The 22,950-nt window shown below is 73.7% G+C and carries 22 protein-coding genes; 11 read left to right on the forward strand and 11 right to left on the reverse strand.

Annotation, left to right across the window (positions count from 1 at the left end; all coding sequences use genetic code 11):
- Positions 1–45 precede the first annotated feature (45 nt).
- Positions 46–2,088 (reverse strand): methyl-accepting chemotaxis protein, encoded by a 2,043-nt coding sequence (locus Tbon_RS06140; protein WP_158066809.1) that lies wholly within the window; start codon positions 2,086–2,088, stop codon positions 46–48.
- A 196-nt stretch (positions 2,089–2,284) separates the two neighbouring features.
- On the opposite strand from Tbon_RS06140, the gene Tbon_RS06145 reads away from it, so the two are divergent.
- Together Tbon_RS06145 and Tbon_RS06150 are read left to right on the forward strand one after the other, a co-directional pair.
- A complete protein-coding gene (locus tag Tbon_RS06145) occupies positions 2,285–4,639 on the forward strand; it encodes a heavy metal translocating P-type ATPase (protein WP_158066810.1) in 2,355 nt (784 codons plus the stop codon).
- Positions 4,640–4,649: 10 nt separating this feature from the next.
- Complete coding sequence (locus Tbon_RS06150; RefSeq protein WP_158066811.1) at positions 4,650–5,078, forward strand: DUF6941 family protein; 429 nt, start codon at positions 4,650–4,652, stop codon at positions 5,076–5,078.
- Between the two features lie 17 nt (positions 5,079–5,095).
- Here the strand turns inward: Tbon_RS06150 and Tbon_RS06155 are convergent, their stop codons facing one another.
- Positions 5,096–5,599 carry a hypothetical protein gene (locus Tbon_RS06155; RefSeq protein WP_158066812.1) on the reverse strand — a complete coding sequence of 168 codons (504 nt, stop codon included), beginning with the start codon at positions 5,597–5,599 and terminating at the stop codon, positions 5,096–5,098.
- Positions 5,600–5,711: 112 nt separating this feature from the next.
- Here Tbon_RS06155 and Tbon_RS06160 point away from each other — a divergent pair, with 112 nt between their 5' ends.
- Positions 5,712–6,074: a hypothetical protein gene (locus Tbon_RS06160; RefSeq protein WP_158066813.1), complete on the forward strand. Its 363-nt coding sequence runs from the start codon at positions 5,712–5,714 to the stop codon at positions 6,072–6,074.
- Between the two features lies 1 nt (position 6,075).
- On the opposite strand, the gene ruvA is transcribed toward Tbon_RS06160, so the two are convergent.
- Positions 6,076–6,735, reverse strand: coding sequence for a Holliday junction branch migration protein RuvA (gene ruvA / locus Tbon_RS06165; RefSeq protein ID WP_158066814.1), 660 nt, complete (start codon positions 6,733–6,735; stop codon positions 6,076–6,078).
- Positions 6,736–6,792: 57 nt separating this feature from the next.
- Here ruvA and mutM point away from each other — a divergent pair, with 57 nt between their 5' ends.
- The 5 genes from mutM (at position 6,793) to Tbon_RS06190 (ending at position 12,376) form a co-directional block, all read left to right on the forward strand.
- On the forward strand, positions 6,793–7,653 hold the full coding sequence (gene mutM / locus Tbon_RS06170) for a bifunctional DNA-formamidopyrimidine glycosylase/DNA-(apurinic or apyrimidinic site) lyase (protein WP_158066815.1): 861 nt from the start codon (positions 6,793–6,795) through the stop codon (positions 7,651–7,653).
- On the forward strand, positions 7,643–8,548 hold the full coding sequence (locus tag Tbon_RS06175; RefSeq protein WP_158066816.1) for a phosphotransferase: 906 nt from the start codon (positions 7,643–7,645) through the stop codon (positions 8,546–8,548). Before mutM ends, Tbon_RS06175 begins: the two co-directional genes overlap by 11 nt.
- A 40-nt stretch (positions 8,549–8,588) precedes the next feature.
- On the forward strand, positions 8,589–9,317 hold the full coding sequence (locus tag Tbon_RS06180; protein WP_158066817.1) for a hypothetical protein: 729 nt from the start codon (positions 8,589–8,591) through the stop codon (positions 9,315–9,317).
- Positions 9,318–9,421: 104 nt separating this feature from the next.
- Complete coding sequence (locus tag Tbon_RS06185; RefSeq protein WP_158066818.1) at positions 9,422–10,270, forward strand: methyltransferase family protein; 849 nt, start codon at positions 9,422–9,424, stop codon at positions 10,268–10,270.
- A gap of 150 nt (positions 10,271–10,420) precedes the next feature.
- The gene (locus tag Tbon_RS06190; protein WP_098502754.1) at positions 10,421–12,376 is read left to right on the forward strand and encodes an alpha/beta hydrolase; all 1,956 of its coding nucleotides are present in this window, start codon (positions 10,421–10,423) and stop codon (positions 12,374–12,376) included.
- 8 nt (positions 12,377–12,384) lie between these two features.
- Here Tbon_RS06190 and Tbon_RS06195 read toward each other — a convergent pair whose 3' ends face one another.
- Positions 12,385–13,623 carry an ATP-binding protein gene (locus tag Tbon_RS06195; protein WP_158066819.1) on the reverse strand — a complete coding sequence of 413 codons (1,239 nt, stop codon included), beginning with the start codon at positions 13,621–13,623 and terminating at the stop codon, positions 12,385–12,387.
- Between the two features lie 136 nt (positions 13,624–13,759).
- Positions 13,760–14,185: a protein-tyrosine phosphatase family protein gene (locus Tbon_RS06200; protein ID WP_098502756.1), complete on the reverse strand. Its 426-nt coding sequence runs from the start codon at positions 14,183–14,185 to the stop codon at positions 13,760–13,762.
- Between the two features lie 68 nt (positions 14,186–14,253).
- Here Tbon_RS06200 and Tbon_RS06205 point away from each other — a divergent pair, with 68 nt between their 5' ends.
- Both Tbon_RS06205 and Tbon_RS06210 read left to right on the forward strand, forming a co-directional pair.
- Entirely contained in the window at positions 14,254–15,057 is an 804-nt protein-coding gene (locus tag Tbon_RS06205) for an enoyl-CoA hydratase/isomerase family protein (RefSeq protein WP_158066820.1), read from the forward strand.
- An 80-nt stretch (positions 15,058–15,137) separates the two neighbouring features.
- Complete coding sequence (locus tag Tbon_RS06210) at positions 15,138–15,989, forward strand: VOC family protein (RefSeq protein ID WP_133117479.1); 852 nt, start codon at positions 15,138–15,140, stop codon at positions 15,987–15,989.
- A 6-nt stretch (positions 15,990–15,995) separates the two neighbouring features.
- Here Tbon_RS06210 and Tbon_RS06215 read toward each other — a convergent pair whose 3' ends face one another.
- Genes Tbon_RS06215 through Tbon_RS06230 form a run of 4 tightly spaced genes read right to left on the reverse strand, consistent with a single transcriptional unit; the run spans position 15,996 to position 20,205 of the window.
- The gene (locus Tbon_RS06215; RefSeq protein WP_158066821.1) at positions 15,996–16,433 is read right to left on the reverse strand and encodes a TIGR03618 family F420-dependent PPOX class oxidoreductase; all 438 of its coding nucleotides are present in this window, start codon (positions 16,431–16,433) and stop codon (positions 15,996–15,998) included.
- A gap of 42 nt (positions 16,434–16,475) precedes the next feature.
- A complete protein-coding gene (locus Tbon_RS06220; RefSeq protein WP_158066822.1) occupies positions 16,476–17,606 on the reverse strand; it encodes an ABC transporter ATP-binding protein in 1,131 nt (376 codons plus the stop codon).
- Positions 17,506–19,101: an ABC transporter permease gene (locus Tbon_RS06225; RefSeq protein ID WP_158066823.1), complete on the reverse strand. Its 1,596-nt coding sequence runs from the start codon at positions 19,099–19,101 to the stop codon at positions 17,506–17,508. The genes Tbon_RS06220 and Tbon_RS06225 overlap by 101 nt, the downstream gene beginning before the upstream one ends.
- 15 nt (positions 19,102–19,116) lie before the next feature.
- A complete protein-coding gene (locus Tbon_RS06230) occupies positions 19,117–20,205 on the reverse strand; it encodes an iron ABC transporter substrate-binding protein (RefSeq protein ID WP_158066824.1) in 1,089 nt (362 codons plus the stop codon).
- Between the two features lie 198 nt (positions 20,206–20,403).
- Between Tbon_RS06230 and dnaN the strand changes: the two genes are divergently transcribed.
- Positions 20,404–21,552, forward strand: a complete 1,149-nt coding sequence (dnaN, locus tag Tbon_RS06235) for a DNA polymerase III subunit beta (RefSeq protein WP_158066825.1) — start codon at positions 20,404–20,406, stop codon at positions 21,550–21,552.
- 12 nt (positions 21,553–21,564) lie between these two features.
- On the opposite strand, the gene Tbon_RS06240 is transcribed toward dnaN, so the two are convergent.
- Positions 21,565–22,173, reverse strand: a complete 609-nt coding sequence (locus Tbon_RS06240; protein ID WP_158066826.1) for a hypothetical protein — start codon at positions 22,171–22,173, stop codon at positions 21,565–21,567.
- A 104-nt stretch (positions 22,174–22,277) separates the two neighbouring features.
- Positions 22,278–22,841 carry a YbhB/YbcL family Raf kinase inhibitor-like protein gene (locus Tbon_RS06245; RefSeq protein ID WP_225734721.1) on the reverse strand — a complete coding sequence of 188 codons (564 nt, stop codon included), beginning with the start codon at positions 22,839–22,841 and terminating at the stop codon, positions 22,278–22,280.
- Between the last annotated feature and the right edge of the window lie 109 nt (positions 22,842–22,950).

Here is a 22,950-nt window from a genome sequence, read left to right on the forward strand (position 1 = left end):
GCCGCAGCCGCTCCCCCTGGAGCACCCGGTGCCCGGTCCGGGGGCTCAGCCCTGGGCGAGGCGGAACCGGCTGGCAGCCTCGGCGAGCGCCTTCGCGAACTCGCGCATCTGGCTCGCGGTTGCCGCCAGCTCCTCCGACTGCGCGGAGAGCTCTTCAGTGGAGGCCGAGACCTGCTCGGCCGAGGCGGAGGTCTGCTCGGAGGTCACCGAGACCTGGGAGATGACCATCGCGACCCGCTCGGTGCCGGAGGCCATCTCGGCGGCGCCGGCGGCCGAATCGCGGCTCACCTGGGCGATCGCCTCCGTCGCTTCGACGATGCGGCCCGCGCCCCGGGCGAGCTCCTGCACCTCGGCGGCCACCTCCTTCATCCGGTCGGCGGCCGACTGCACGGCGCCGATGATCGCCTCGAGCGACTGCCCGGCGTGCTGGGTGATCTCCCGGCCGCTGGTGACATCGCGGACGCCCTCAGCCATGGCGGCCACGGCCTCGCGGGTTCCGGCCTGCACCCGCGCGATGAGGTCGGCGATTTCGCGGGTGCTCGCCTTGGAGCGCTCGGCGAGGCCGCGGACGTTCTCAGCGACGACGGCGAAGCCGCGGCCCTGCTCGCCGGCGCGGGCGGCCTCGATCGCGGCGTTGAGGGCGAGCAGGTTCGTCTGGCTGGCGATCTCGTCGATCACCTTCACGATGTCGCCGATCTGCTGGCCGAGCCGGCCGAGCTCGTCCACCCGCTCCGAGGCGCGGCCGACGGCAGCGGCGATCGACTCCATCGCTGCCACGGCCTGGCCGACGGCCTGCTTGCCCTGGAGGGCGGCCTCGCGCGTCTCCTCGGCGGCCTTCGCCACATCGAGCGAAACTTCGGAGGCGTGGCTGATCCGCTGGCCCATCGCCTCGGCCTCGCGCTGGCCGGCAGCGGCCGACTCGGCGCTCGACTGTGCGCTGGCGCTGAGCTGCTGCGAGCCGGCGGCGAGCTGGGTCACCTCGTGGGTGCTGTCCTGGGCGAGGGTGTTCAGGGTGACCGTCGAGGTCGTCACCTCGTTGATCGCCTGGGCGATCTGGCCCGTGGCGGCGGCCATCTGGTTCGACGATTCCTCGAGCTGGGCCGAGGCCGCGAAGATCGCCTGGGCGTTCTCCTGCACCGTGCCGACCAGCGCGGACAGGCTTTCCACCATTTCGCGCAGGGCGCGGCCGAGGGCATCCTGCGGCCCGCGCGGCTGCACCCGCACATCGAGGTTGCCGTCGGCGACCTCCTTCGCGACGCCGACCATCTCGCGCAGGTAGGCCGTCATGTTCTCGAACGAGCGGGCCATCCGCCCGAGTTCGTCCTTCGACTGGATATCGACCGCAACCTCGACGTCGCCCTGCGCGATCCGGTCGGCGGCGTCGGCGGCCTTGCGGGCGGCGCCGGCGATCGAGCGGGCGAGCACCCAGGCCCCGCCGAAGCCGAGGATGATGGCGACTACCGTGAGCCCGATGAGCAGTATCCGGGCATCGGCGGCGGCCGCGTCCATCTGCTTCGCGGCTTTCGCTGCCTGCTCGGCGTTGTAGCGGGCGAGGAGGTCGAGGTTGTCGTTCAGCCGCTGCGCATCGGATTCGATCTGCGATGCGGTGATGACGGCGCCGACCTGGTCGCCCTTCGCTGCCTGGTCGAGGACGGAGGTGCGCCCGGCGACGACCCGCTGGGCGAGCTCTTCGATCATCACGAAGAGGTCGGCTTCGTCCTTCGAGTTGATGGTCGCGCGGTAGTTCTCGAGCTCCTGCTGGGCCTTCTGGAGCCCCTCCTTCGAGGATTCGACTGCGCGGGTGCGCTGGCCGGACTCGGCCGCGAGGAGCGCCTTCTTCTCGTCGCGTGCGCTGGCGTTGAAGTAGCGGATCGCCATCGCCGAGTGCTGCACGCCGAGGGTGTTCTTCCGGTACATCTCGTCGGCGCGGCTCGCCGCCCGGTCGAGCTGGTAGATGCCCATCGCGGCGACAATCGCCATCAGGACGAGGACGACAACGAATCCGCCGAGGATCTTGTGCACCAGGCGGAGATTGGTGATGACCCGGGGAACCCGGATGAACCGTGGCCGCACAACACGCAGCTGCATACCTGGGAGCCTCCTGTCGCTGGCGCTGCCCGCGCCCGTAACACTGTGTTCATCATCGTTTGCGTAAATTCGACGGCCGCACGGGAGGATCACCTAGGGAGCGGGCCGGTTGCCACTACGGTGCGGGCGCGAAGACACCAGTTAGCGCGCGCCCAGGGCGCGCGGGGCGCCGCGGCCGGCGCGTAGACTGGCCGTGATGCGACGGCGGCGGCTCACCCGGCTCCTTGCGCTCCGCGAACTCCGGCTTCCCGCGGCGGCGCTTGGCGGCACCGCGCTGGGCGGCGCGCTCTTCCTCGCCGGGTACGGGCTGCTGGCCGATGCCGCCTGGGCCGCGACGGCGCTCGCCGGGCTGGTGCCCGCCCTGCGCGAGATGGCGGCCACCATCCGGGCCCGCCGCCCGGGCGTCGACGTGGTGGCCGTGCTCGCCATCGCTGGCGCGCTCGCCCTCGGCGAAACCCTCGCCGCGGCCGTCATCGGGGTGATGCTGGCCACCGGGCAGGCGCTCGAAACCTACGCCGGCGGGCGCGCCGAACGGGAGCTGACCGGTCTCCTGGCGCGGGCGCCGCGCCTGGCCCGCCGGATCGCGGGCGACGCCGTCGAGGTCGTCCCTGCCGAAGCGATCCTGCCCGGCGACCTCCTCCTCGTCGCCACAGGCGACACCGTACCCGTGGACGGCGCCGTCATCAGCGGGCAGGCGCTGCTCGACGAATCGGCGCTGACGGGCGAGAGCCGCCTCGTGGAGCGCCGGACCGGCGAGCGGGTTGCCTCCGGCGCGGTCAATGCCGGTTCGCCCTTCCGGCTGCGGGCCGTGGCGACGGCCGCAGAGAGCACGTATGCCGGCGTCATCCGCCTGGTCGAGGCGGCCCGCGCCTCGCGCTCGCCGATGACGCGGCTGGCCGACCGGTACGCGGGGCTCTTCGTCCCGGTGGTGCTGGTCACGGCCGGGGCCGCCTGGGCGTGGAGCGGCGACCCGGTCCGGGGGCTGGCGGTGCTCGTCGTGGCGACGCCCTGCCCGCTCATCCTCGCTGCGCCGATTGCGATTGTGGCCGGCATCTCCAGGGCCGCCGGCCGCGGGGTGGTCATCAAGGGCGGCGGCGCCCTCGAAACGCTCGCACGGGTACGGGTGGTCTTCTTCGACAAGACGGGCACGCTCACGGCCGGGATGCCGCGGCTCGAACGGGTCCTGGCGGCATGGGGCGGGATCGACGAAAACGAGGCGCTCCGGGTCGCCGCGAGCCTTGCCCAGGCCTCGGGCCACATCATGTCGGAGGCGCTCGTCCGGGCCGCGGCGGAGCGCGGGCTGCCGCTTTCGCTTCCGGGCGAGACGCGGGAAGAGCCGGGCATGGGCCTCGAAGGCACGGTGGAAGGCCGCCGCGTCCGTCTCGGCCGGCTCCCGTGGGCCTGCGCCGGCGAACCCTCGCCCGGGGCGCTGAGGCTGCAGCGGCGGGCGCTCCGCTATGGCGGTTCGGCCACGTTCCTCGCGATCGACGGGCACCTGGCGGCGGCGTTCGCCCTCGAAGACCCGGTGCGGCCCGAATCGGGACGGGTGGTGCGGACGCTCCGGCGGCTCGGCATCCGCGAGACGATCATGCTCACGGGTGACCACCCGGGCCTCGCCGAGATGGTCGGCGCCTCGCTCGGCATCGACCGGGTGCTCGCCGGACTGACGCCCGCGGAGAAGGTGGAGCAGGTGGCGGCGCGGGCCGGCGCCCCGGCCGCGATGGTCGGCGACGGCATCAACGATGCGCCCGCGCTGGCCGCGGCCGATGCCGGCATCGCCATGGGAGCGCGCGGCGCGGCCGCCGCCGCCGAGGCCGCCGATGGGGTGATCATGGTCGACCGGCTGGACCGGCTGGTCGAGGCGCTGCTCGTCGCCCGGGCTGCCCGCCGGATCGCCGTCGAGAGCATCGTGCTGGGGATGGGCCTCTCCTTCGCGGCGATGGGCTTCGCGGCGGCCGGGCTGATCCCGCCCGCGGCGGGCGCGCTGCTGCAGGAGGGCATCGATGTGGCGGCGATCCTCAACGCCCTGCGGGTGCTGGGCTGGCAGCCGCCGCGGCCGGGGAAGGCGGTGCCCCCGGAGGTCTTCGCGGCCCTGCTCGAGGGACACCGGGAGCTGGCGGCGGTCGCCGCGGAGCTGCGCACCCTGGCGATGGAGCTGGACGCCCTGCCGCCGGGCAGCCTCGCTGAGCGGGCGGCCGCGGCGGTCCGCCGCCTCGAAGCGACCGTCGTGCCGCACGAGCGGCTCGAGGAGCGGGACGTCTACCCCGCGCTCGCCGCGGCGCTCCCCGGGCCCGACCCGCTTGCCGCGCACAGCCGGACGCAGGCAGAGCTCTTCCGGCTGGTCCGCCAGCTCGAGCGGCTGGCCGCCGACCTCGGCGCCGGCGAGGGCGCGCTCGACCCGGAGGACATCGCCGACCTGCGGCAGCTGCTCATCGGCATCGCCACGCTCCTGCGGCTCAACCTCGCGCAGGAGGAGGACCTCGCCGCCCTGCTCGGGTGGGAGGGCGCCGAGACTGGCGCACCTGCCCCTGCCGGCGCTCCCGCGCGGTAGACTGCCCGGCATGGAATTCGACTACGCCCTCCTCGCCGACCACGCCGAAGTCATCAACGGGAAGCTCTACCTGATGGGCGGCGGCTGGGACGTGCGCCACGCGCCCCAGGCGCCGGCTCGCGCCCAGTTCGCCGTCGCCCTCGGCATCCGCGTCGCATGGGAGGAGACGAACCTGCCGATCGCCCTGCGCCTCGCGCTCGAAGACGATGACGGCGCCGAGCTGCTGCGGGTCGACGGGCAGATGCAGGTCGGCCGGCCGCCGCAGCTGCCGCCCGGCTCCAGCCAGCTCTCGGCCACGGTGGTGGTGATGCAGGTGGAGCTGCCGCGGTTCGGCGGGTACCGGGTGCGGGCCACGGCGACGGGCCCGGGCGGGTCTGTCATCGACAAGGCGCTGCCCTTCCGGATGGTCCAGGCCGGCCCGCCGGCGCAGCCGGCGTAGCGGGCCGGGCCGCAGCGCTACTCGGCGACCATGAACGCCCAGCCGACCGCCTGCTTTACCTGGGCGTTCGGGTTGAGCGGGTCCTGCACCACGAGCGCGGCCTCGTGGCGGCCCGGTGTCAGCCCCTCGGGCGGGGCGTAGCAGACCCGGCCGTTCTTCGGCGCCTCGCGGGTGGGGATGACCCACGTGAGCTTATCGGTGACCTCGACGCCGTCGACCGCCATGCGGAACCACTGGCCGTACTGCGGGGTGCCGTCGAAGCTGACCTCGGCGCAGATGCCGCCCGGGTTGGCCGGGTTCGGCGAGCGGGTCGCGGCCTGCGACACCGTCGTGCCGTGCTCCGGGTAGACCTTCAGGATGTTGCCGCCGAGCTTCGGTGCGGGGCCGAACTGGCCGTAGTCGGGCGTGGGCGTCGGCGTCGGGACCGGGTCGGGGCCGTCGCCGCAGGCGGCCGCCGCGAGGAGGACGGCCGGGAGCGCGAGCGCGAGGAGGGTGCGGCGGAGGGGCGGCAGGGGGTGCATCGGACCGAAGGTACCAAACGGGACCCCAGCGGGGAACGTGCCACCTTTCCCTTGGCGTTCCGCGCGCGGCCGGGCAGCTTCGCAGGCGAGAACCCGAACCCGGAGGTGCCCGATGGACCCGAACGACCCCGCCCGCGACGACCTCGTGCTCGAACTGGAGGAGCTGCAGGCGCAGCTCGCGGAGCGCGACGAGGCGCTGGCTGCAGCCCGCGCCGCCCACGACCGCGCCGTCGCCCGCCTGCGGGAGGCGCTCCTCGCGAGCGAGCCGGCGCTCGACCCGGCGCTGCTCAGCGGGTCGACCGTCGAGGAGGTGGAGGCGAGCTTCGCGGCGGCAAAGGAGACGCTGGCGCGCATCCGTGAGGCGGTGCGGCGGGAGGCCGCGGCCGCCATCCCGGCCGGTTCGGCGCTGCGGCAGCCCGGCCGGGCGGCGCTCTCCCCGCTCGAAAAGATCCGCGCCGGGCTGAGCGGGCGGTAGCTCAGCGGGCGTCGAGACGGCGGAGCACGGCCATCACCACGGCATCGAGCGAATCGAGCGAGGGATCGGCGTGGACCGCCTCCTCGACCCAGCGGCGGGCCTCGGCGCGGCTGTAGCCGAGGCCCGCGATCGCTTCGGCGGCATCGGCGAGCAGCCGCTTCTCCTCGAACTCAGCCGCCTCGACCGGCCGTTCGACGCCTGCATCCTGGAGCGCGGCCTCGGCCACGACGCGGCCGCGGAGGGTCGCGATGATCTTGTCGGCGGAGCGCGGGCCGATGCCGGGCAGGCGGGCGAGCGCGGCCCGGTCTTCCTGCTCAATCGCCCGGGCGATGGTGGAGACCGAGACGTTCATCGCCTTCACGGCCTTCGCCGGGCCGATCCCTTCGACCATGGTGAACTTGCGGAAGAAGTCGCGCTCGGCCCGGCGGAGGAAGCCGACGAGGACAGGCGTCGGGTTGTTGGCGGTGACGTGGTAGAAGATGTGGAGGCCGAGTTCGGGGCCTTCGCCGGCGGCGAGGTCGGCCTCGCCCGCGAGCGCGGTCAGCTCGGGCCAGAGGGCGATGGGCACAAGGATTTCGAAGCGCACGCCGTGGACGTCGAGCTCGACGAGGGGGCCGGCGATATCCATCCGCGCGAGCCGACCCCTGAGGTGCGTGATCATCGGGCGCCAGTATGCCACGGGTGGCGCGAGCGGGGCCGCCGGTTCGACAATCGGAACGTGCCCGAGCTCCCCGAAGTCGAGACCATCCGCCGCGACCTCGCGCCGCTGGTCACGGGGCGCACCATCGTCGATGTCGAGGTCGACCCCGGGACGATTCACCTGCTCGCCGGGGTGCCGCTCGAGACGCTCCGGGCCAGCCTCGCCGGGCGGACGATCCGGTCGCTCGGCCGGCGCGGCAAGTACCTCCTCTTCGAACTGGACGACGGCCGCTGGTGGGCCGCCCACCTGCGGATGACCGGCCGGCTCGTCTGGCGGCCGCACGATGCCCCGCCCGAGCCGTACGAGCGCGCTCGGGTCGTCCTCGATGACGGCCACGACCTGCGCTGGAGCGACCTGCGGAAGTTCGGCACGTGGCGGGTCCACGCCTCGGCCGACGAGGTGGTGGGCCGGCTCGGCCCGGAGCCGATCGACCCCGGGCTCACGGCAGCGCAGTTCCGCCGCGTCTTCGAAGGGCGGACCGCTCCGGTGAAGGCGGTCCTGCTCGACCAGCGCCGGTTCGCCGGGCTCGGCAATATTTATGTCGATGAGGCGCTCTTCGCCGCCCGCATCCGGCCGGATACGCCGGCGGGCCAGCTCTCCCGCGCGGCCCTCGGCCGGCTCTACCGCGCCTGCCGGGAGGTGCTGGAGCGGGGGATCGCGCACCGCGGGGCGAGCTTCCGCGACTACGTCGACGGGCAGGGGAACGAAGGGCGGCAGCACATGTTCGTGCAGGTCTTCCGGCGGACGGGGAAGCCGTGCTACGCCTGCGGCACTCCGATCGAACGAAGCATCGTCGGCGGCCGGGCCACGCACTACTGCCCGCGCTGCCAGCGCCCCGCCCGGCGGCCGCAGCGGAGGGAGGCCAGGCGTGCTGGCTGACCCGCAGGATGTGGCGCGCGTGCTCGGGCTGCCGCCCGGGAGCGAGCCGGCGTACGAGCCGCTGGGCGAGGCCCCGGGCGCGCCGGAGCGGTGGAGCGCAGGCGGGCGGGCCGTCATCGCCCGGCGCCCGGTGACCGACGAGGCGGCGCACAACCACGCCGCGGTCTTTGAAGCGCTCGCCCGGGCCGGGTTCCCGCACATCCCCCGGCTGCTCGGCTTCTCCGGCCTCGCCACGCTGGAGGAGGAGGTGCCGGGGCTGACCGCGCTGCAGGTGGAGCCGCCGCCGGGTTCGGCCGCGGCGGCGGTCGCCGCGCTGGCCGCGCTCCACGCCCTGCCGCTGCGCGAGGGGCTCGACTGGGAGAAGCCGCCGGCGGAGCTGCTCCCGGGGGCTCCGCCGCCGCTCTACCGCCTCGGCTTCGCGGCGCAGGAGCGGGAGGCCGCCGCGCCGGGGTTCGCCGCCGCCCGGGAGGCGCTGCTGGCCGGCCCGTTCGGGTTCGCGCACCGGGCGGCGACCGCAGCGAACCTCCTCCTGGCGCCCGGGCGGGCGTGGCTGGTGAACTTCGGGGCCGCCGGGTTCGGCCCCCAGCTCTTCGATGTCGCGGCGTTCCTCCTCACGAGCGGGCTCGATGCGCCGGCCCGGCGGGTCCTCGCCATGGAGTACGCCCGGCTGCGCGGGTTTGACCCGGAGGCCACGGCCGACCTGGTCGACCTTGCCGGCATCGCCTGGGGCGTGGAGGAGCTGCTCTGGCTGCCGCGCCGCCAGGTCGAGGCCCTCGGCGACGACGCCGCGCTGGCGGCGCTCAACCTCGCCGCCGTCCGGATCGAACGGGGGATGCGCGAACCGGCGGGCAGTGCGCCCGCGGCTGCGGCCATCCGCCGGGCGCTCTGGGGGTAGCCCGCTCCGGCGACGGCCATCCCGTGCCGATGATCCCGGTATGCTCCGCAAGCTCCCGTGGGTGGTGCTGGCGCTCCTCTTTTTGAGCACGGCCCGCTGCTACACGGCCGACCTCGCCGCCGGCGTCGCCGGGGTGCCCGTCGTCGGGCCGATGCTCGTGCCGCCGCCGGCGACGCCGGCCTATGTGCAGGCGATCGGCACCCCGGCGCCCGTCGAGCTCCCGGAGGCGGATGTCGCAGCCTGGTTCCCGGCCGAAGGCGGCTGGAAGGGGGTCCCGCCGGCGCAGTGGCAGGCGATGGCGCTCGCTGCCGCCGCGGCCGGGACGCCCGCCGGCTGGGCCGAACTGTGCGCGAAGGCCTCCGCCGCAGCCGGGGCCGACCGGGCCGCCGCTCCCCTGCCCGGCGCGCTCGCCTGCAGCGACGACCCGGCGCTCACCTCCGTGCAGCGGGTCGCGCTCCAGCTCTTCGACCTCCGGGCGGCGCTCGGGCTCTGGCTGAACGGCGCCCCGAACGGCTCCATCGGCGCCATCCAGGCGCGCCAGGGCGGCCTCCGACTGCTCTGCGCGACCACGGCGCCGGGCCGGCTCGACCCCGCGGCGCTGGCCGCCGCGTGCGGGAAGGGGCTCGATGCCGCCTACCTCGCCGGCGACGGCGCCGCCACGATGGCCGCCGTCGAGGAGGCATACGCCGGGCTGGCGGCCGCCATCGCCGCCGCCGACCCGACGGTCGAGGGCGAGCCGGCCACCTACGGAGCGCAGGCCGCCCCCTGACCCGCGTAGAATGGCGGCCCACCCGCCCGCCGCGAGGAGCCGCCCGATGACCGCGTTCGCCAGCACGGCCGTCACCCCGGTGCAGCGCACGGCGGAGGTGTAGGGTGGGCGGGAGAGCGCGCACGGCGGCGGGCTGGCTCGAGCGGACGCTCGCCGGGCCGGCGCTCGTCCAGGCCCTGGCCGCCGCGGCGCGGCTCGGGGTCTTCGACCTCGTGCGCGACCAGCCCCGCTCGGCGCTCCTCCTCGCCAGCACCGCCGGGGTCCATCCTGAAGGGCTCGCCCGGCTGCTCCGGGCGCTCGCCGCGGCCGGGGTGCTCGCCCCCACCGGGGATGGCCGCTTCGGCCCGACGCCAGTCTCCGACCTGCTCTGCCGGGACGCGCGCGGGCCGCACCGGGAGCGGCTGCTCGCGCTCGCGAACCTGGAGTGGGATGGCTGGGCCGGCCTCCTGCAGGCCGTGGAGACCGGCCGCCCGGCCCACGTCCTGCCCGGCGCCGACGAGGAGCTCCCCCCGGGTGCGGCGGCCGGCGTGCTCCGCCGGGCGCTGGGCGGCGCGGCGCCGGCCATGGTCTTCGGCGGCGAACGGTTCCGGGCGTGGCTGGCGGCAGAGCAGGTCCCCGGGCCGGGCGCCGGGCCGCCCGCCTGCGCCGCCGGCGGGGGGCTCTCTGCGCGGGACGATGCCGGGGCGCTGGCCGAACTGGCGGCCGTCCACGCGGCGCTTCCCCCGGGCGGGCGGGTGCTCCTGGTCGAACCGGTGCTGTCCGCGGACCCGGCCGCCGGCCTCGACCTCGCGCTGCGCGACCTGCGCCGGCTCGCGCTCGGGGCCGGACGCTACCGCACGGCGGAGGAGTGGCAGCGGCTGCTGGAGCGGGCCGGGCTCCGCTTCGAGGAGCTGCAGCCGGTGCGCGGGGCCGGGGGCTGGGCCGTGCTCACGGCGAGCCGGGGGCTCGTGTAGCACGAAGACGCCCTGCGTTCCGGCCGTCCACCCCGCGGTCACCGGTCGGTCACCGGCCGGGGGCGTCACCCCGGGAGCGGCCCGTGCCATAGGACCGGCAAGGAGGACACGACTCCCTGCCGGGGCACCCCGGGAGAGAGGCTGGACCGCATGAACTTCACACGGCGCACACTGCTCGGCCTGTGCCTCGCCGCAGGCCTCGCGGCAGCCGCCGCCTGCACCGATGCCGTGCCCGGGGGCAGCGGCGCCGGGCCCGCTGCCGCCCCCGGGCCGCTCCTCTTCGGCATCGGCATCCACATCGAGCCGATGGGCACCACGGCCCAGGGCTTCTCCACCGGCGGCCCATCCGGCACCGGCGCCGCCATCGACTACAACCGGCCGGACGCCTTCGCCCGCGCGGCCGCGGACATCGAGGCCGTCGCCGCGATCGTGGAGCACCACGGCGGCACGTTGACCGTCCAAACGCAATCGCCGTTCACGACGACGGCGATCGCAACCGGGTCGACCGTGCTCGCCGACCTCGAGGAGCGCGGCCACGAAGTGGGCCTCCACTTCCACGAGGACGCGCATCTCGGCAAGGATTCCTCCAGCGTGCCGGTCGAGACCTGGTGCGCCGTGATGGCGGAGGAGATCGGCTACATCCGGCAGGCCGGCGTCGAGCGGGTGGAATACTGGAGCGGCGGCAATCTCTTTCCCGGGGTGTTCGAGGCCGCCGCCTGCGCCGGCCTCTCGGTGAACAGCGACTGGAAAAACCCGCGGACGCAGACGACCCCGGCGGAGATCGCCGGCACGGTCCCCTGGCGGCCGGCGGGCGGCACCGATGGCAGCGATTTCTCGGCCTTCCTGGCGCACGACCCCGACGGGCCGGTCGTCTTCCTCCCCGAGGGCAGCTACGACCGCACCGATTACGCCTCCGGCCGGCGGACGAGCAGCGACGAGGAGTACTTCGCCTACCTCGCTGAGCGGCTCCGGGCTTCGGTGGAGAGCGCCGTGCCGGGGACCGTGAACGTCTTCCACTTCACTATCCACCCCGGCGAGTTCCGCGGGGCGCCCGGCACGAGCGAACCGTTCGCGCTGATCGACCGGTTCCTGGCGGAGGTGGTCGACCCGCTCGTCGCCGAAGGGAAGGTGCAGTGGGCGACCTACAGCGAGATGGCCGCGGCCTACGAAGTGTGGGAGGAGGCCCACCCGGGCCAGGACGCCCGCACCACCGCCCCGGCCGCGACCGCCACCGCCGCGACGGCCGCTGCTCCGACAGCAGCCGCCCCGGCAGGGCAGCCGACCCGCCCCGCCCCGGGCGGCCAGGCGCCCGGCCAGCAGCTGCCCGGCACGGTGCGGCCCAACCTCGCCTACCCCACCGAGGGCGGCACGCAGCCGTTCGACCTCTACCTGCCCGAGCGCCAGAACGGCGCGCTCATCGTCTACGTGCACGGCGGCGGCTGGACCTCGGGGACACGGCGGCCCGGCCAGCTGACCGACCTCTTCGCGGAGCTGCTCCGGCGGGGGTACACGATCGCCGCGATTGACTACCGGCTCGCGCCGCAGTACCCCTTCCCTGCCCAGTCGGTCGACGTGGCGAACGCGGTGGCGTACCTGAAGGCGCACGCGGCCGAGTACGGCATCGACCCGGCCCGGGTCGGGCTGATCGGCGGGAGTGCGGGCGGCCACCTGGTGGCGCTCCACGGCACGACCGGCGGGCAGGGGTTCGTCACCATCGGCGGCGATGCGGGCGTGGCCGCAGTCGTGGACCTCTACGGCCCGGCCGACCTCTCGGACGAGTTCCCGGGCGCGAGCGCGGCTATCCTGCAGACGGTGTTCGGCGCCTCCAGCCGCTCCGACCCCGTGGTCCGGGCGGCGAGCCCCATCACCCATGTCTCGGCGGGCGACCCGCCGTTTCTCCTGGTCCACGGCGAGGAGGACCCCCTGGTGCCGATTCAGCAGAGCGAGGAGTTCGCAGCCGCGCTCCAGGCGGCGGGAGTCGAGGCGACGCTTGTGCGGGTGGCGAACGCCGGGCACGGGTTCGTGCCGGAGGGCGGGCAGCCGAGCCCCTCGGGGGCGGAGCTGACCCGGATCATGGCCGACTTCTTCGACGCCCACCTCCGCTGAGGGGCGGCTCAGGCGCGCCAGAGGGCGTCGATCGGCAGCGCGCAGAGCCGGTCGCCGGCGGGCAGCGGCTCGGGCGCGGGCGAGAGGACGGCGCCGGCCGCGAACCGGGGGCCGAGCTCGTCGCGGAGGGCGGCGAGGGCGCGGAAGTCGCGGCGCGACGGCCGGGCGGCAGCCTTCACTTCGAGGGCGGCGACCCGGCCGTCCGGCGCTTCGAGGACGAGGTCGATTTCGAGGCCGCCGTAGGTGCGCAGGTAGGCAACGGAGGGGCCGGTGGCGCTCCAGGCCGCCTGCTTCCGCACCTCGCCGACGACGAACGCTTCGAGCAGCTGGCCGGCGGCCTCGGGCACGAGCGGGACGCGGGCGGCGGCCGCCTCGGGGAGGGCGGCGGTCAGGCCGGAATCGGCGAGGTAGAACTTCGGGCTCTTCGTGAGCCGCGCCGAGAAGTTCGTGGACCAGGCCGGGAGCGGCGCGAGCAGGTAGAGCGTCTCGAGGTGGCGGAGGTAGCGGGAGACGGTCGAGACAGGGAGCTGGAGGTCCTGGGCGAGGCCGGCCGCGTTGGCGACGCTGCCGACCCTGCCGGCGAGCAGGCGGAGGAGCGCCGGGAGCGCGTGGACGTGCTCGATCGCGCTGAGGTCGCGCAGGTCGCGGCGGATGATGGTATCGAGGTAGGAGGCGAACCAGCGGCGGCGGCGCGCGGGCGAGGGCCGGCCGACGACCTCCGGGTAGCCGCCGACCTCGGCGCGGCGGAGGTACTCCTCGCGGGAGAGGGCGGAGGGCGGGAGGGCGCCGGGGAGCTCGCCGGCGAAGAGGGCATCGATGAACCGTTCGCGGGTGCCTTCGAGCTCGCCCTGGCTGAGCGTCTGGAGTTCGAGGATTTCGACGCGGCCGGCGAGGGAATCGGCGACCTTCGGGAGGGCGAGGAAGTTGGCCGAGCCGGTGAGGAGGAAGCGGCCGGGGCGGTTGTCGGCATCGACCGCCTGCTTGATGGCGAGGAGGAGCTCGGGCAGGCGCTGGGCCTCGTCGATGACGAGCGGCTGGAGGTCGGCCTGGCGGACGAAACCGGCCGGGTCGGCGCGGGCGAGGTCGAGGGTGAGCGGGTCATCGAGGGAGAGGTAGCGGCGGCCGGTCGCCTCGGCGAAGGCCCGGGCGAGGGTGGATTTGCCGCACTGGCGGGGGCCGGCGAGGTAGACGACGCGCGTATCGCTGAGGGCTTCGCGCAGGAGGGGCTCGATGTTCCGCCGGTACATGGCGGAAATCTTACCACGGCGTGACGAATTTTCGCGCACAGGACGGCCGTGCCGCGCCCACAGCGGGGCCACAGGGGGCAAATCGCCGCCGGTGAATGCGCGAAAATTCACCACAGCGTGGCTGAAATTCCGTCACTCAGCGGGCAGCTGCAAGCCCGCCGTCCTCCGCCATCCGCTCCAGCAGGTAGCGCACCACCCGCCCCGTCCGGTCCATCCCCGCGCTGCAGTGCACCAGCACCGGCTTCGGCAGCTCAAGGAACGCCCGCCAGGCCGCTTCGTACTGCTCCGGGGTGTACGGATGGGTGAGCTGGTCCAGCGTCGGCAGGTGGAACACCTCGAAGCCGCTCCGCCGGTAGCGCTCCAGCAGCCCCTCCGGCGCAGCCTTCCGGTAGAGCCAGAGCTGGTCGTTCCCGATGAGGCACATAATCGACCGGATCCCGAACCGCCGCGCCTCCGCTATCCAGCGGTCGACCGCCTCGTCGTGGACGGTCAGCTCCGGCCCGGGGGCATAGCCCGGCCGCGGGCTCGTCGCAAGCAGCCCTTCGATCACCCAGTTCGGCATCTTTCCAGTAGTCTACCCCGCAGCCCGGACACGGTCCGGGTCCGAACGTCCACTGCGAGGAGCACCCCATGGCCGCCAGCTACACCCACCTCCGGGTCGACATCACCGACGGCATCGCGCTGGTCACCCTGGACCGGCCGGAGGTCTACAACGCCACGAACGACGTCCTCCACGGCGAGCTGACCCGCATCTGGCGCGACCTCGACGCCGACCCGGCCGTCCGCGTCATCGTCGTCACCGGCGCCGGCGACCGCGCCTTCTCCGCCGGGGGCGACCTCGGCGACATCGAAGCCCGGGCCGCCCTCCCCGCCGAGGAGCGGTTCGAAGCCGTCGTCCGGGTGATGAAGGAGGCCGAGGCGATCGTCTACGAGATGGTGAACTGCGAGAAGGTGATCATCTCGGCGATCAACGGCGTGGCCGTCGGCGCCGGGCTGGCCGTGGCGCTGATGGCCGATATCTCGATCATCGCCGAGGAGGCCCGTCTCACCGACGGGCACGCCCGCCTCGGCGTGGCCGCCGGCGACCATGCGGCGATCATCTGGCCCCTCCTCTGCGGCATGGCGAAGGCGAAGTACTACCTCCTCACCTGCGACTTCATCGACGGGCGGGAGGCGGAGCGGATCGGGCTGGTGAGCCGCTGCGTCCCCCGGGCCGAGCTGATGCCCGAGGCGATGCGGATCGCCCGCCAGCTCGCCGACGGGCCGCAGCACGCGCTCCGCTTCACGAAGAAGGCGCTCAACCAGTGGCTCCGGCTCGGCGGGATTACGGCCTTCGACTACTCGCTCGCGCTCGAAATGCTCGGCTTCTTCTCCGCCGCGCCGGCCGAGGGCGCCCGGGCCATCCAGGAGAAGCGGCCGCCGCGCTGGGGATAGCCGGCGCCGGGGGCGCTGTCGCAGCCGCAGGCGAGCCGGTAGGATGGCGCCACCGATCCCCCTCCTTCCCGGAGCTGCGTGTGCTGCCGATCAAACGCCTCGACCATATCTCCATGGCCGCCGCCGACTACCGCGCCCAGGCTGCGAAGCTGGAGCGGCTGCTCGGCTTCAAGTACCTCCACGACTGGGAGGCCGGCCCCGGCCAGGATTTCGAAGGGTGCGTCTCCCAGGTGCGGGGCACCGGCATCGAATTCGAGGTCATCGCCCCCGCCACGCCCGACTCCTTCGTCCAGAAGTTCCTCGACCAGAACGGCCCGGGCCTCCACCACATCACGATGGAGGTGGAGGACATCCACGCCGCCGCGGCCGAGCTGGAGCGGCTCGGGATCACCCCCTTCGGCGGGGTCCAGGACGACGGCTCGTGGTACGTGACCTACATCCACCCGCGCGACAGCGGCGGCATCCTCTGGCAGCTGTTCGTCGCCCACCGGCCGGCGCCGGAGGTCGACCGGAACGCCGGCGGCGGCACCGTCGACCTCCAGCGGATGGACCACGTCTCCATGGCCGTGCCCGACCTCGACCGGCAGGTCGCCTGGCAGGAGCGGGTCTTCGGCATGGAGGTCATCTCCCGCTGGGAGGACGGGCACCTGGGCTACCGCGGCGCCGAGCTGACGATCCCGGGCAGCCTGCTCAAGTTCGAAATCATCGCGCCCACCCGGCCCGACAGCTTCGTGCAGAAGTTCATCGAAAGCCGGCGGCCGGGCATGCATCACATCACCTGCGAGGTCGCCTCAGTCGACCGGGCGGTGGAGGCGCTGCGGGCCGAGGGGATCGAGCCCTGGGGCGGCATCATCGAGAACGACTGGAAGCGCCACACCTTCATCCACCCGCGCGATTCGGGCGGGGTGCTCATCCAGCTCTTCGAGGAGTAGGCAGGACTACGCGAGCGACCGGGGGCGCCGCTCGACGAAGTCGAGGATCCGCCACCGGCGCGGGGTGATCGTGATGCGGACCTGCCGCTTCACACGCAGCCGGGCGAGGTAGGCATCGGCCGCCGGGCCGAGGAACCGCCGGACGATCTCCGGGTACTCGGGGGCCATCCCGTCGACGTCCTCCACCGCGGCGTCGCCGTCGACGAGAAGGACGCGGTAGGGCGGCCGTTCGGTATCGATGGTGAACGCGACCTTCGGCCGGGCGCGCAGGTGGGCCACCTTCTCCGCCTTCGGCCCGGTGATGACGGTGAACCGGCCGCCGGCGAACCGCCACCAGATGGGCACGACCCGCGGCTGGCCGTCGGCGGCGACGTAGGCGAGCCGCATCAGGGGCGGCTGCTCGAGCAGCGCGCGGACGACCGGGTCATCGGCTGGAAATTCCATCGGCGCGGAGGGTAGCACGCCAGCCGCCTGCCCGGCGAACGGCTACGCTTCCCGCGGGAAGGGCACCGGCGGCACCGCCGGGGCGACTGCGACCGTCTCGCCGGGGGCGGCCAGCTCGCTCGAGGGGGCCGTCATCGCCAGCCGGACGCCCCCGACCTCGAGGTCGAGCCGGGTGACCGCGCCCTCGAAGCGGAGGGCGACGACCCGCGCCGGGACCCCGCCCTCGCGGATGCGGAGCCACTCGGGCCGGATGAGGAGGTCGCAGGGGCCGCGGAACGGCCGCGCCAGCCGCACCTGCCCGAGCGCGCACGCGGCGAACGGCCCGTGACCCTCGCCCGGCAGGAACTGGGCATCGCCGCCGTAGCCGGCCGCCGCTCGGGCCGCGGGCTCAAAGTAGAGGGCGCGCGGCGCCGCAACCTCGATGATCGCGCCGGCGTCCATCACCGCGATCCGGTCGGCGATCGCCATCGCATCGGCCCGGTCGTGGGTGACGAGCAGGGCGGTCATGCCCTCCGCCCGGAGGATGGCGGCGACTTCGTCGCGGACCTGGACGCGCAGGCCGGCATCGAGGTTCGAGAACGGCTCATCGAGGAGGAGGACGCGGGGCCGCGGCGCGAGGGAGCGGAGCAGGGCGACCCGCTGCTGCTGGCCGCCCGAGAGCTGGTGCGGGTAGCGGCCGCCGAGCCCTTCGAGGTGGGCCATCCGGAGCAGCTCCTCCACCCGGCCACGCTCCTCGCGCTTCAGCCCGTAGCCGATGTTCCCTGCGACGGTCAGGTTCGGGAAGAGCGCATACTCCTGGAAGACGAGGCCGACGGAGCGCCGGTGGGCCGGGACGTGGTGCGCGGGGCTTTCGATGACCTGCCCTGCGAGGCGGATTTCGCCGGCGGCCACCCGTTCGAAGCCGGCGACCGCCCGGAGGAGCGTCGTCTTGCCGCTGCCGCTCCGCCCAAGGAGGGCGACGAGTTCGCCCGGCGCAAGGGCGAGGCTGGCCCCGCGGACAGCGCGGAAGCGGCCGTAGCAGACATCGACGCCGGAAAGCGCGAGGGCCTCGGCAGCGGGCGCGGGCGCGGGTTCAGGATTCGAGGGTCGCAGGGTCGCCTCTCCAGGCCAGGACCACGAGGGGGATGAGCGCCAGCCCGACGAGCACCAGCGCGGGCAGCGCAGCACCAGCATACAGGGCATCGGAGGTTCGGCCCCAGATGAGCCCGGGCAGCGTCTCGAACCCCGGCGGCGAAAGGAGCAGCGTGGCCGGCAGCTCCTTGAGGACGGTGAGGAAGACGAGCGCGGCCGCGGCGCCCATCCCCGGGCGGGCCAGCGGGATGGTGACGGTGGCGAGCACGCGCAGCGGCGGCCGCCCGAGCGACGTGCCGGCCTCCTCCAGGCGCGGCGGCAGGCGGAGGAGGTTCGCCCGCAGCGCCGAGAGCGCGTTCGGCACGAAGAGCACCAGGTACGCGAAGAGCAGCATCCAGGTCGTCTGGTAGAAGGCCTGCGCGTAGCGGATGCCGAAGAAGACGAGCGAGAGCGCCACCACCAGCCCGGGGAGGGCGTGGGTGAGGTAGGCGACCTGTTCGAGCAGGGAGGCGCCGGCGCCGCCGTAGCGCGCCGCGAGGATCGCGAGCGGCAGGGCGAGGGCGACCGTCAGCGCGGCCGCGGCCAGGCCCATGGTCAGCGAGTGGCGGGCCGCCTCGCCGATACCGGGGAAGTTCGCGCCGACCTGCAGGCCGCGGACGAGCCAGTAGCCGAGCACCCCGAGCGGCAGGGCGAGCGAGGCGAGGACAACGAGCGCGAGGAAGCCGATGGCGGGCCAGCGCCACCGCCCGAGCGGCACCGGCCGCGGCGGAGCGGTCCGCCGCGACGCCCGCCCGCCGGCCCGCCGCCGCACCGCCATCTCGGCGACGAGGATGACGGCCGCCACAGCCACGAGGACGCAGGCGAGGACCGCCGCCCGGGTGCGGTCGAAGCTGGACTGGTACTCGAGGAAGATGTCCCGCGTGAAGGTGTTGTAGTTCAGCGTGGAGACGCCCCCGAAGTCGCTCAGCACGTAGAGGACGACAAGGAGGAGGCCGGCCGCGATCGCCGGGGCAAGCCCGGGCAGGACGATGCGGAAGAAGGTGGGCCAGGGCGGCACGCCGAGCGAGCGGGAGGCCTCCTCTTCGGCGACGCTGGCCGTCGCGAGCGCCCCCCGGAGGACGAGGTAGACGTAGGGGAAGCTGGTTGCGGTCAGCGTGTAGGCGGCGCCCCAGAGCCCGTAAATCTCGGGAAGGCGCTCCACCCCGAGCGGTTCGAGCCAGCCCTGGAGCACCCCTTTCGGACCCAGGAATTCGACGACCGTCATCCCCATGACGTAGGAGGGGATGGCGAGCGGCGCGGCCATCAGCACCGACCAGGCCCGGCGGAAGGGGAGGTCGGTGCGGGTGGTGAGCCACGCCGCCGGCAGGGCGACGACCACGCAGGCGACGGCCACCACCAGCGAAAGCTGGAGCGAGCGCGCGAGCAGCGGCCAGGCGGCATCGCGCAGCACCTCCTCCCAGGGGGCCCAGCCGCGCTCGGTGCTCCGCCGGACCAGGTACCACGCCGGCACTAGCGTGGCGGCAACGACGGCGAGCCCCGGCGGCCAGAGGGCCAGCGGGGCTCGCGACGCCGGGCGGCGGAACGGGAGGGCAGCCACCCGGTGAGGCTCCGGCTACTGCAGGGCGCCGACCCTGCGGAGGAGCGCCAGCGTCCCCTGCAGGTCGTCGAGGTCGGAGAGGTCGATGGCCGGCGGCTTCAGGGTCTCCAGCGCGGGCAGGCGCGGGTCGGCCTTCATGCCGGTCACCAGCGGGTACTCGTAGGTCTGCTCGACGAAGTACTTCTGGCCGGCCTCCGAGAGGAGGTAGTCGATGAACGCCCGGGCGGCCGGCTTGTTCTTCGAGGACTTCAGGATGCCCACGCCGGCCACGTTGACGAGGGTGCCGGGGTCGCCGGCAGCGGTGTAGTGGTTCCGGGCGGCGAACCCTTCGCCCTGGTCCTTGATGAAGCCCCAGAGGTAGTAGTGGTTGACGAGGCCGAGCTTCACTTCGCCGGCGGCCACGGCCGCAACGATCGCCTTGTTGTCCTTATAGACCTTCACGTCGTTGGCGACCATGTCCTTCAGCCACTTCTCGGCGGCGGCATCGCCTTCGAGCTTGCGGAAGGCCGTGACGAACGCCTGGAAGGAGCCGTTGGTCGGCGCCCAGCCGACCTGCCCCTTCCACTTCGGGTCGGTCAGCTGCTTCACCGAGGACGGGAGCTCGGACGCCTGCACGGCGGTGGGGTTGTAGACGATGACGCGCGCCCGGCCGGAAACGCCGACCCAGGAGCCGTCTTTCGCGCGGTAGGTCGCGGGGACCTTCGCGAGCGTTGCCTCGGGCAGCTTCTCGAAGAGGCCGGCCTTCGAAATCGCGCCGAGCGCGCCGGCATCCTGCGGGAAGAAGACATCGGCGGGCGAGGCGGAGCCCTCTTCGGCGAGCAGGGTGGCGAGCTGGGCCGAATCGCCGTACTTCACGTTGACCTGGATGCCGGTCTCCTTCGTGAACTGTTCGAAGAGCGGCTTCACGAGCGATTCGCCGCGGCCGGAATAGACGGTGATGGAGCCGGACGGCTTCGGCGTGGCCGTGGGCGAGGCGGCGGCCGTGGCGGCGCCGCCGGAGTCGGCCGCGGGCGTGGTGCCGTCATCATCATCGCCGCCGCAGGCCGCGGCGATGAGGGGGACGCTGGCGAGCACCAGGAGGAAGAGGAGACGCAGGAGCTTCATAGGGCTGAGCGATGCCTCACTGAGAGAAGTGTCACACGCGCCAGATTAGGTATGCCTAACTTTGGTGTCAAATCGGGGCTGCATCGGGAGCTTCGCTGCGGCAGCGGGAAATTGCGCAGGCGCCTACGCACTCGCCACCGCGGGGCGGCGAACCTATAATCACGGCGGATCCGCGAAACGGATCAGGCGGGTGAACACATGAAAGTCCAGGTCCTCCAGGAAAACCTCCAGCGCGGCCTCGCCATCGTCGGCAGGGCCGTGGCCACCCGGGCCACCATCCCGATCATCTCGAACGTCCTCCTCCAGACCGAGGACGGCAAGCTCCGGCTCGCCGCGACGGACCTCGATATCTCGATCGTCGCCTGGGTGGGCGCGAAGGTGGATGAGCCGGGCGCGACGACCGTGCCGGCCCGCCTGATCAGCGACTTTGTGGCGAACCTGCCCGCCGCCACCGTTTCGCTCGAGGCGCCGGCGAACGGCCGCCAGCTCCGCATCGAGTGCGCGCGGAACGATTCGACCGTCAACGCCATGGACCCGGCCGACTTCCCGCGCGTGCCGGAGATCCGGGACGGCGTGGCCGTGCGGTTCGACCCGAAGGCGCTCCGCCGGGCCATCGAACGGGTGGAGTTCGCCGCCGCCAGCGACGATTCGCGGCCGGTGCTGACCGGCGTCCACATGAAGAGCGACGGCCCGCGGCTCACCCTCGCCGCCGCCGACGGCTTCCGCCTGGCCGTGGCCGATATCCAGCTGGAGGAGTCGCCGGCGGAGACGATCGAGGTGATCGTGCCGGCGCGGGCCCTGCGCGAACTCTCCCGCCTCATCGGCGATTCGACCCTGCCCGTGGAGATGCGCATCAACCCGCAGCGCTCCCAGGTGCTGTTCGAGTGGGACGACGTCCAGATGGTGTCGCAGCTCATCCAGGGGACGTTCCCGAACTACAACCAGCTCATCCCCGCGCAGTTCAACACGCGCGTGATTGTGGATGTCGACGAATTCAAGCGGGAGGCGCGCATCGCCGCCATCTTCGCGCGCGACGGGAGCGGCATCATCCGGCTGATCATGACGCCGGGCGAGGGCGGCATGCCAGGCCAGCTCAGCATCAGCGCGCGCGCCGACGAAGTGGGCGGCAACGAAGGCAAGCTCGACGCGGTGGTGGAGGGCGATGCCGCGAAGATCGCCTTCAACAGCCGGTACCTGCAGGACGTGCTGAACGCGATCGGCGGGGGGCGGGTTGCCCTGGAGATGACGAGCCCCTCGGCGCAGGGCGTCTTCCGCCCCGTGGACGAAAACGGCACCCCGGAGCCGGGCTACGTCCACGTGGTGATGCCCATGTTCGTCCAGTGGTGAGGGGGCGGGGGGCTAGCGGGCGACCTCTTCGGGAGTCCCGCCGAGGTCGTCCAGCTCCTCCATCCGCGCGGCATTGCGCCGGATCGCGAGGAGCGTCGCCGGCTCGGCCAGGCCAGCTTCCTCGAGGATGTCTCCACGCATTGCGGCGGTGAGGTCGGCCAGGGCGCTCATCACCCTTTCGCCATCGAGCGCGGCGAGGCGCCCATCGGCGAGGCCTTCGAGCAGGCCGCGGAGCACGGCATCGAATTTGGCGACGACTTCGGCGCTGCCCACGACGGCAAGCTTGTGGTTGAGCACGCGGAGTTCATCAATCAGCCGCGGTTCGAGTGCCTCGGCCTGGACGATCCGCGCGACGGTTTCGATGCACGCCATGTAGATGTCGCTCTTCTGCTGGAAGACGAGGACGCGTCCCTCCTTCCGGAGTTCGAGCTCGGTTTGCCGGTTGAGGAGGGCGGCGGTGAGGATGATGGTGGCCACGGCGCCGAGGAAGATGAGCACCATTTCCTGGGCGTAGGGGACGTACTCGCCGGCCAGGTAGAGCTCGCGGAAGGCGATATAGGCGAGCCCGGAGCCGAGGGCGAGGGCAGCGAGGTAGAGGAGGTCGCGCCTGCGGAACGACACGTGGAGCTCCCTTGCGACGGACTGACCGATACGGTACGGCGGGAGGGCCGCTCCGCGCACGGGGGCGGGGGAGGGGCGGGCAGGGTGGGGGCAGGTGCCGGGCCTCACGGCCGCCGGTGGGTGCCCGTCAGCTCGCCGGCGGCGATGGCGTGCCGGGCGAGCGCCCGCTCCACCTCGCCCCGCGAGGCGCCGGGGCCGGCCGGGAGCGGCGCATCGAGCGCATAGACGAGGAAGCGGTAGCGGTGCTCCTTGCCGCGCGGCGGACAGGGCCCGCCGTAGCCCAACCGACCGAAATCGTTCTTCCCTTCAACCGTCCCCTTCGGCATCCCGCCGCCGGGCGATGCCCCGGCCTCCAGAGCGGTCACGCTCGCGGGCAGGTTCCAGGCCAGCCAGTGGACGAACCCGTCGGCATCCGGGTCGTCGACCACAATCGCGAAGGCGGCCGTCCCCGCGGGCGCGCCCTCCCAGCGGAGCGGCGGCGAGCGGTCGGCGCCGTCGCAGGTGTACTCGGCCGGGATCACCCCGCCGTCGGCAAAGGCCGTGCTCGCGACCGCCAGGCGGGCCGCCGGCCGGGGCAGGTCGAGCGGCTCGCGGCCGCCGCAGGCCGGGGCGAAAAGCGCTGCGGCGGCCATCGCGCCGAACGTCAGCCAGGACCCGATGGTTCGCACCGCGGCATCACCCGGGGGTGAAGGGTACACCGGATGGGCCGGCCCCGGTGGCGTGCGCCCCCCGCACCCGGCAGCCTGGCGCCGGGGGCCGGTGTGGATGCGCGGTGTG

It is taken from the genome of Tepidiforma bonchosmolovskayae (genome assembly GCF_008838325.1).
Classification (GTDB): domain Bacteria; phylum Chloroflexota; class Dehalococcoidia; order Tepidiformales; family Tepidiformaceae; genus Tepidiforma; species Tepidiforma bonchosmolovskayae.

Excerpts from the sequence above, each read along its gene's own strand:
- Tbon_RS06140 (WP_158066809.1), bottom strand. The coding sequence starts at position 2,088 with ATGCAGCTGCGTGTTGTGCGGCCACGGTTCATCCGGGTTCCCCGGGTC.
- Tbon_RS06145 (WP_158066810.1), top strand. The coding sequence starts at position 2,285 with ATGCGACGGCGGCGGCTCACCCGGCTCCTTGCGCTCCGCGAACTCCGG.
- Tbon_RS06150 (WP_158066811.1), top strand. The coding sequence starts at position 4,650 with ATGGAATTCGACTACGCCCTCCTCGCCGACCACGCCGAAGTCATCAAC.
- Tbon_RS06155 (WP_158066812.1), bottom strand. The coding sequence starts at position 5,599 with ATGCACCCCCTGCCGCCCCTCCGCCGCACCCTCCTCGCGCTCGCGCTC.
- Tbon_RS06160 (WP_158066813.1), top strand. The coding sequence starts at position 5,712 with ATGGACCCGAACGACCCCGCCCGCGACGACCTCGTGCTCGAACTGGAG.
- ruvA (WP_158066814.1), bottom strand. The coding sequence starts at position 6,735 with ATGATCACGCACCTCAGGGGTCGGCTCGCGCGGATGGATATCGCCGGC.
- Tbon_RS06180 (WP_158066817.1), top strand. The coding sequence starts at position 8,589 with ATGCTCCGCAAGCTCCCGTGGGTGGTGCTGGCGCTCCTCTTTTTGAGC.
- Tbon_RS06190 (WP_098502754.1), top strand. The coding sequence starts at position 10,421 with ATGAACTTCACACGGCGCACACTGCTCGGCCTGTGCCTCGCCGCAGGC.
- Tbon_RS06195 (WP_158066819.1), bottom strand. The coding sequence starts at position 13,623 with ATGTACCGGCGGAACATCGAGCCCCTCCTGCGCGAAGCCCTCAGCGAT.
- Tbon_RS06200 (WP_098502756.1), bottom strand. The coding sequence starts at position 14,185 with ATGCCGAACTGGGTGATCGAAGGGCTGCTTGCGACGAGCCCGCGGCCG.
- Tbon_RS06205 (WP_158066820.1), top strand. The coding sequence starts at position 14,254 with ATGGCCGCCAGCTACACCCACCTCCGGGTCGACATCACCGACGGCATC.
- Tbon_RS06215 (WP_158066821.1), bottom strand. The coding sequence starts at position 16,433 with ATGGAATTTCCAGCCGATGACCCGGTCGTCCGCGCGCTGCTCGAGCAG.
- Tbon_RS06220 (WP_158066822.1), bottom strand. The coding sequence starts at position 17,606 with ATGCTGGTGCTGCGCTGCCCGCGCTGGTGCTCGTCGGGCTGGCGCTCA.
- Tbon_RS06230 (WP_158066824.1), bottom strand. The coding sequence starts at position 20,205 with ATGAAGCTCCTGCGTCTCCTCTTCCTCCTGGTGCTCGCCAGCGTCCCC.
- dnaN (WP_158066825.1), top strand. The coding sequence starts at position 20,404 with ATGAAAGTCCAGGTCCTCCAGGAAAACCTCCAGCGCGGCCTCGCCATC.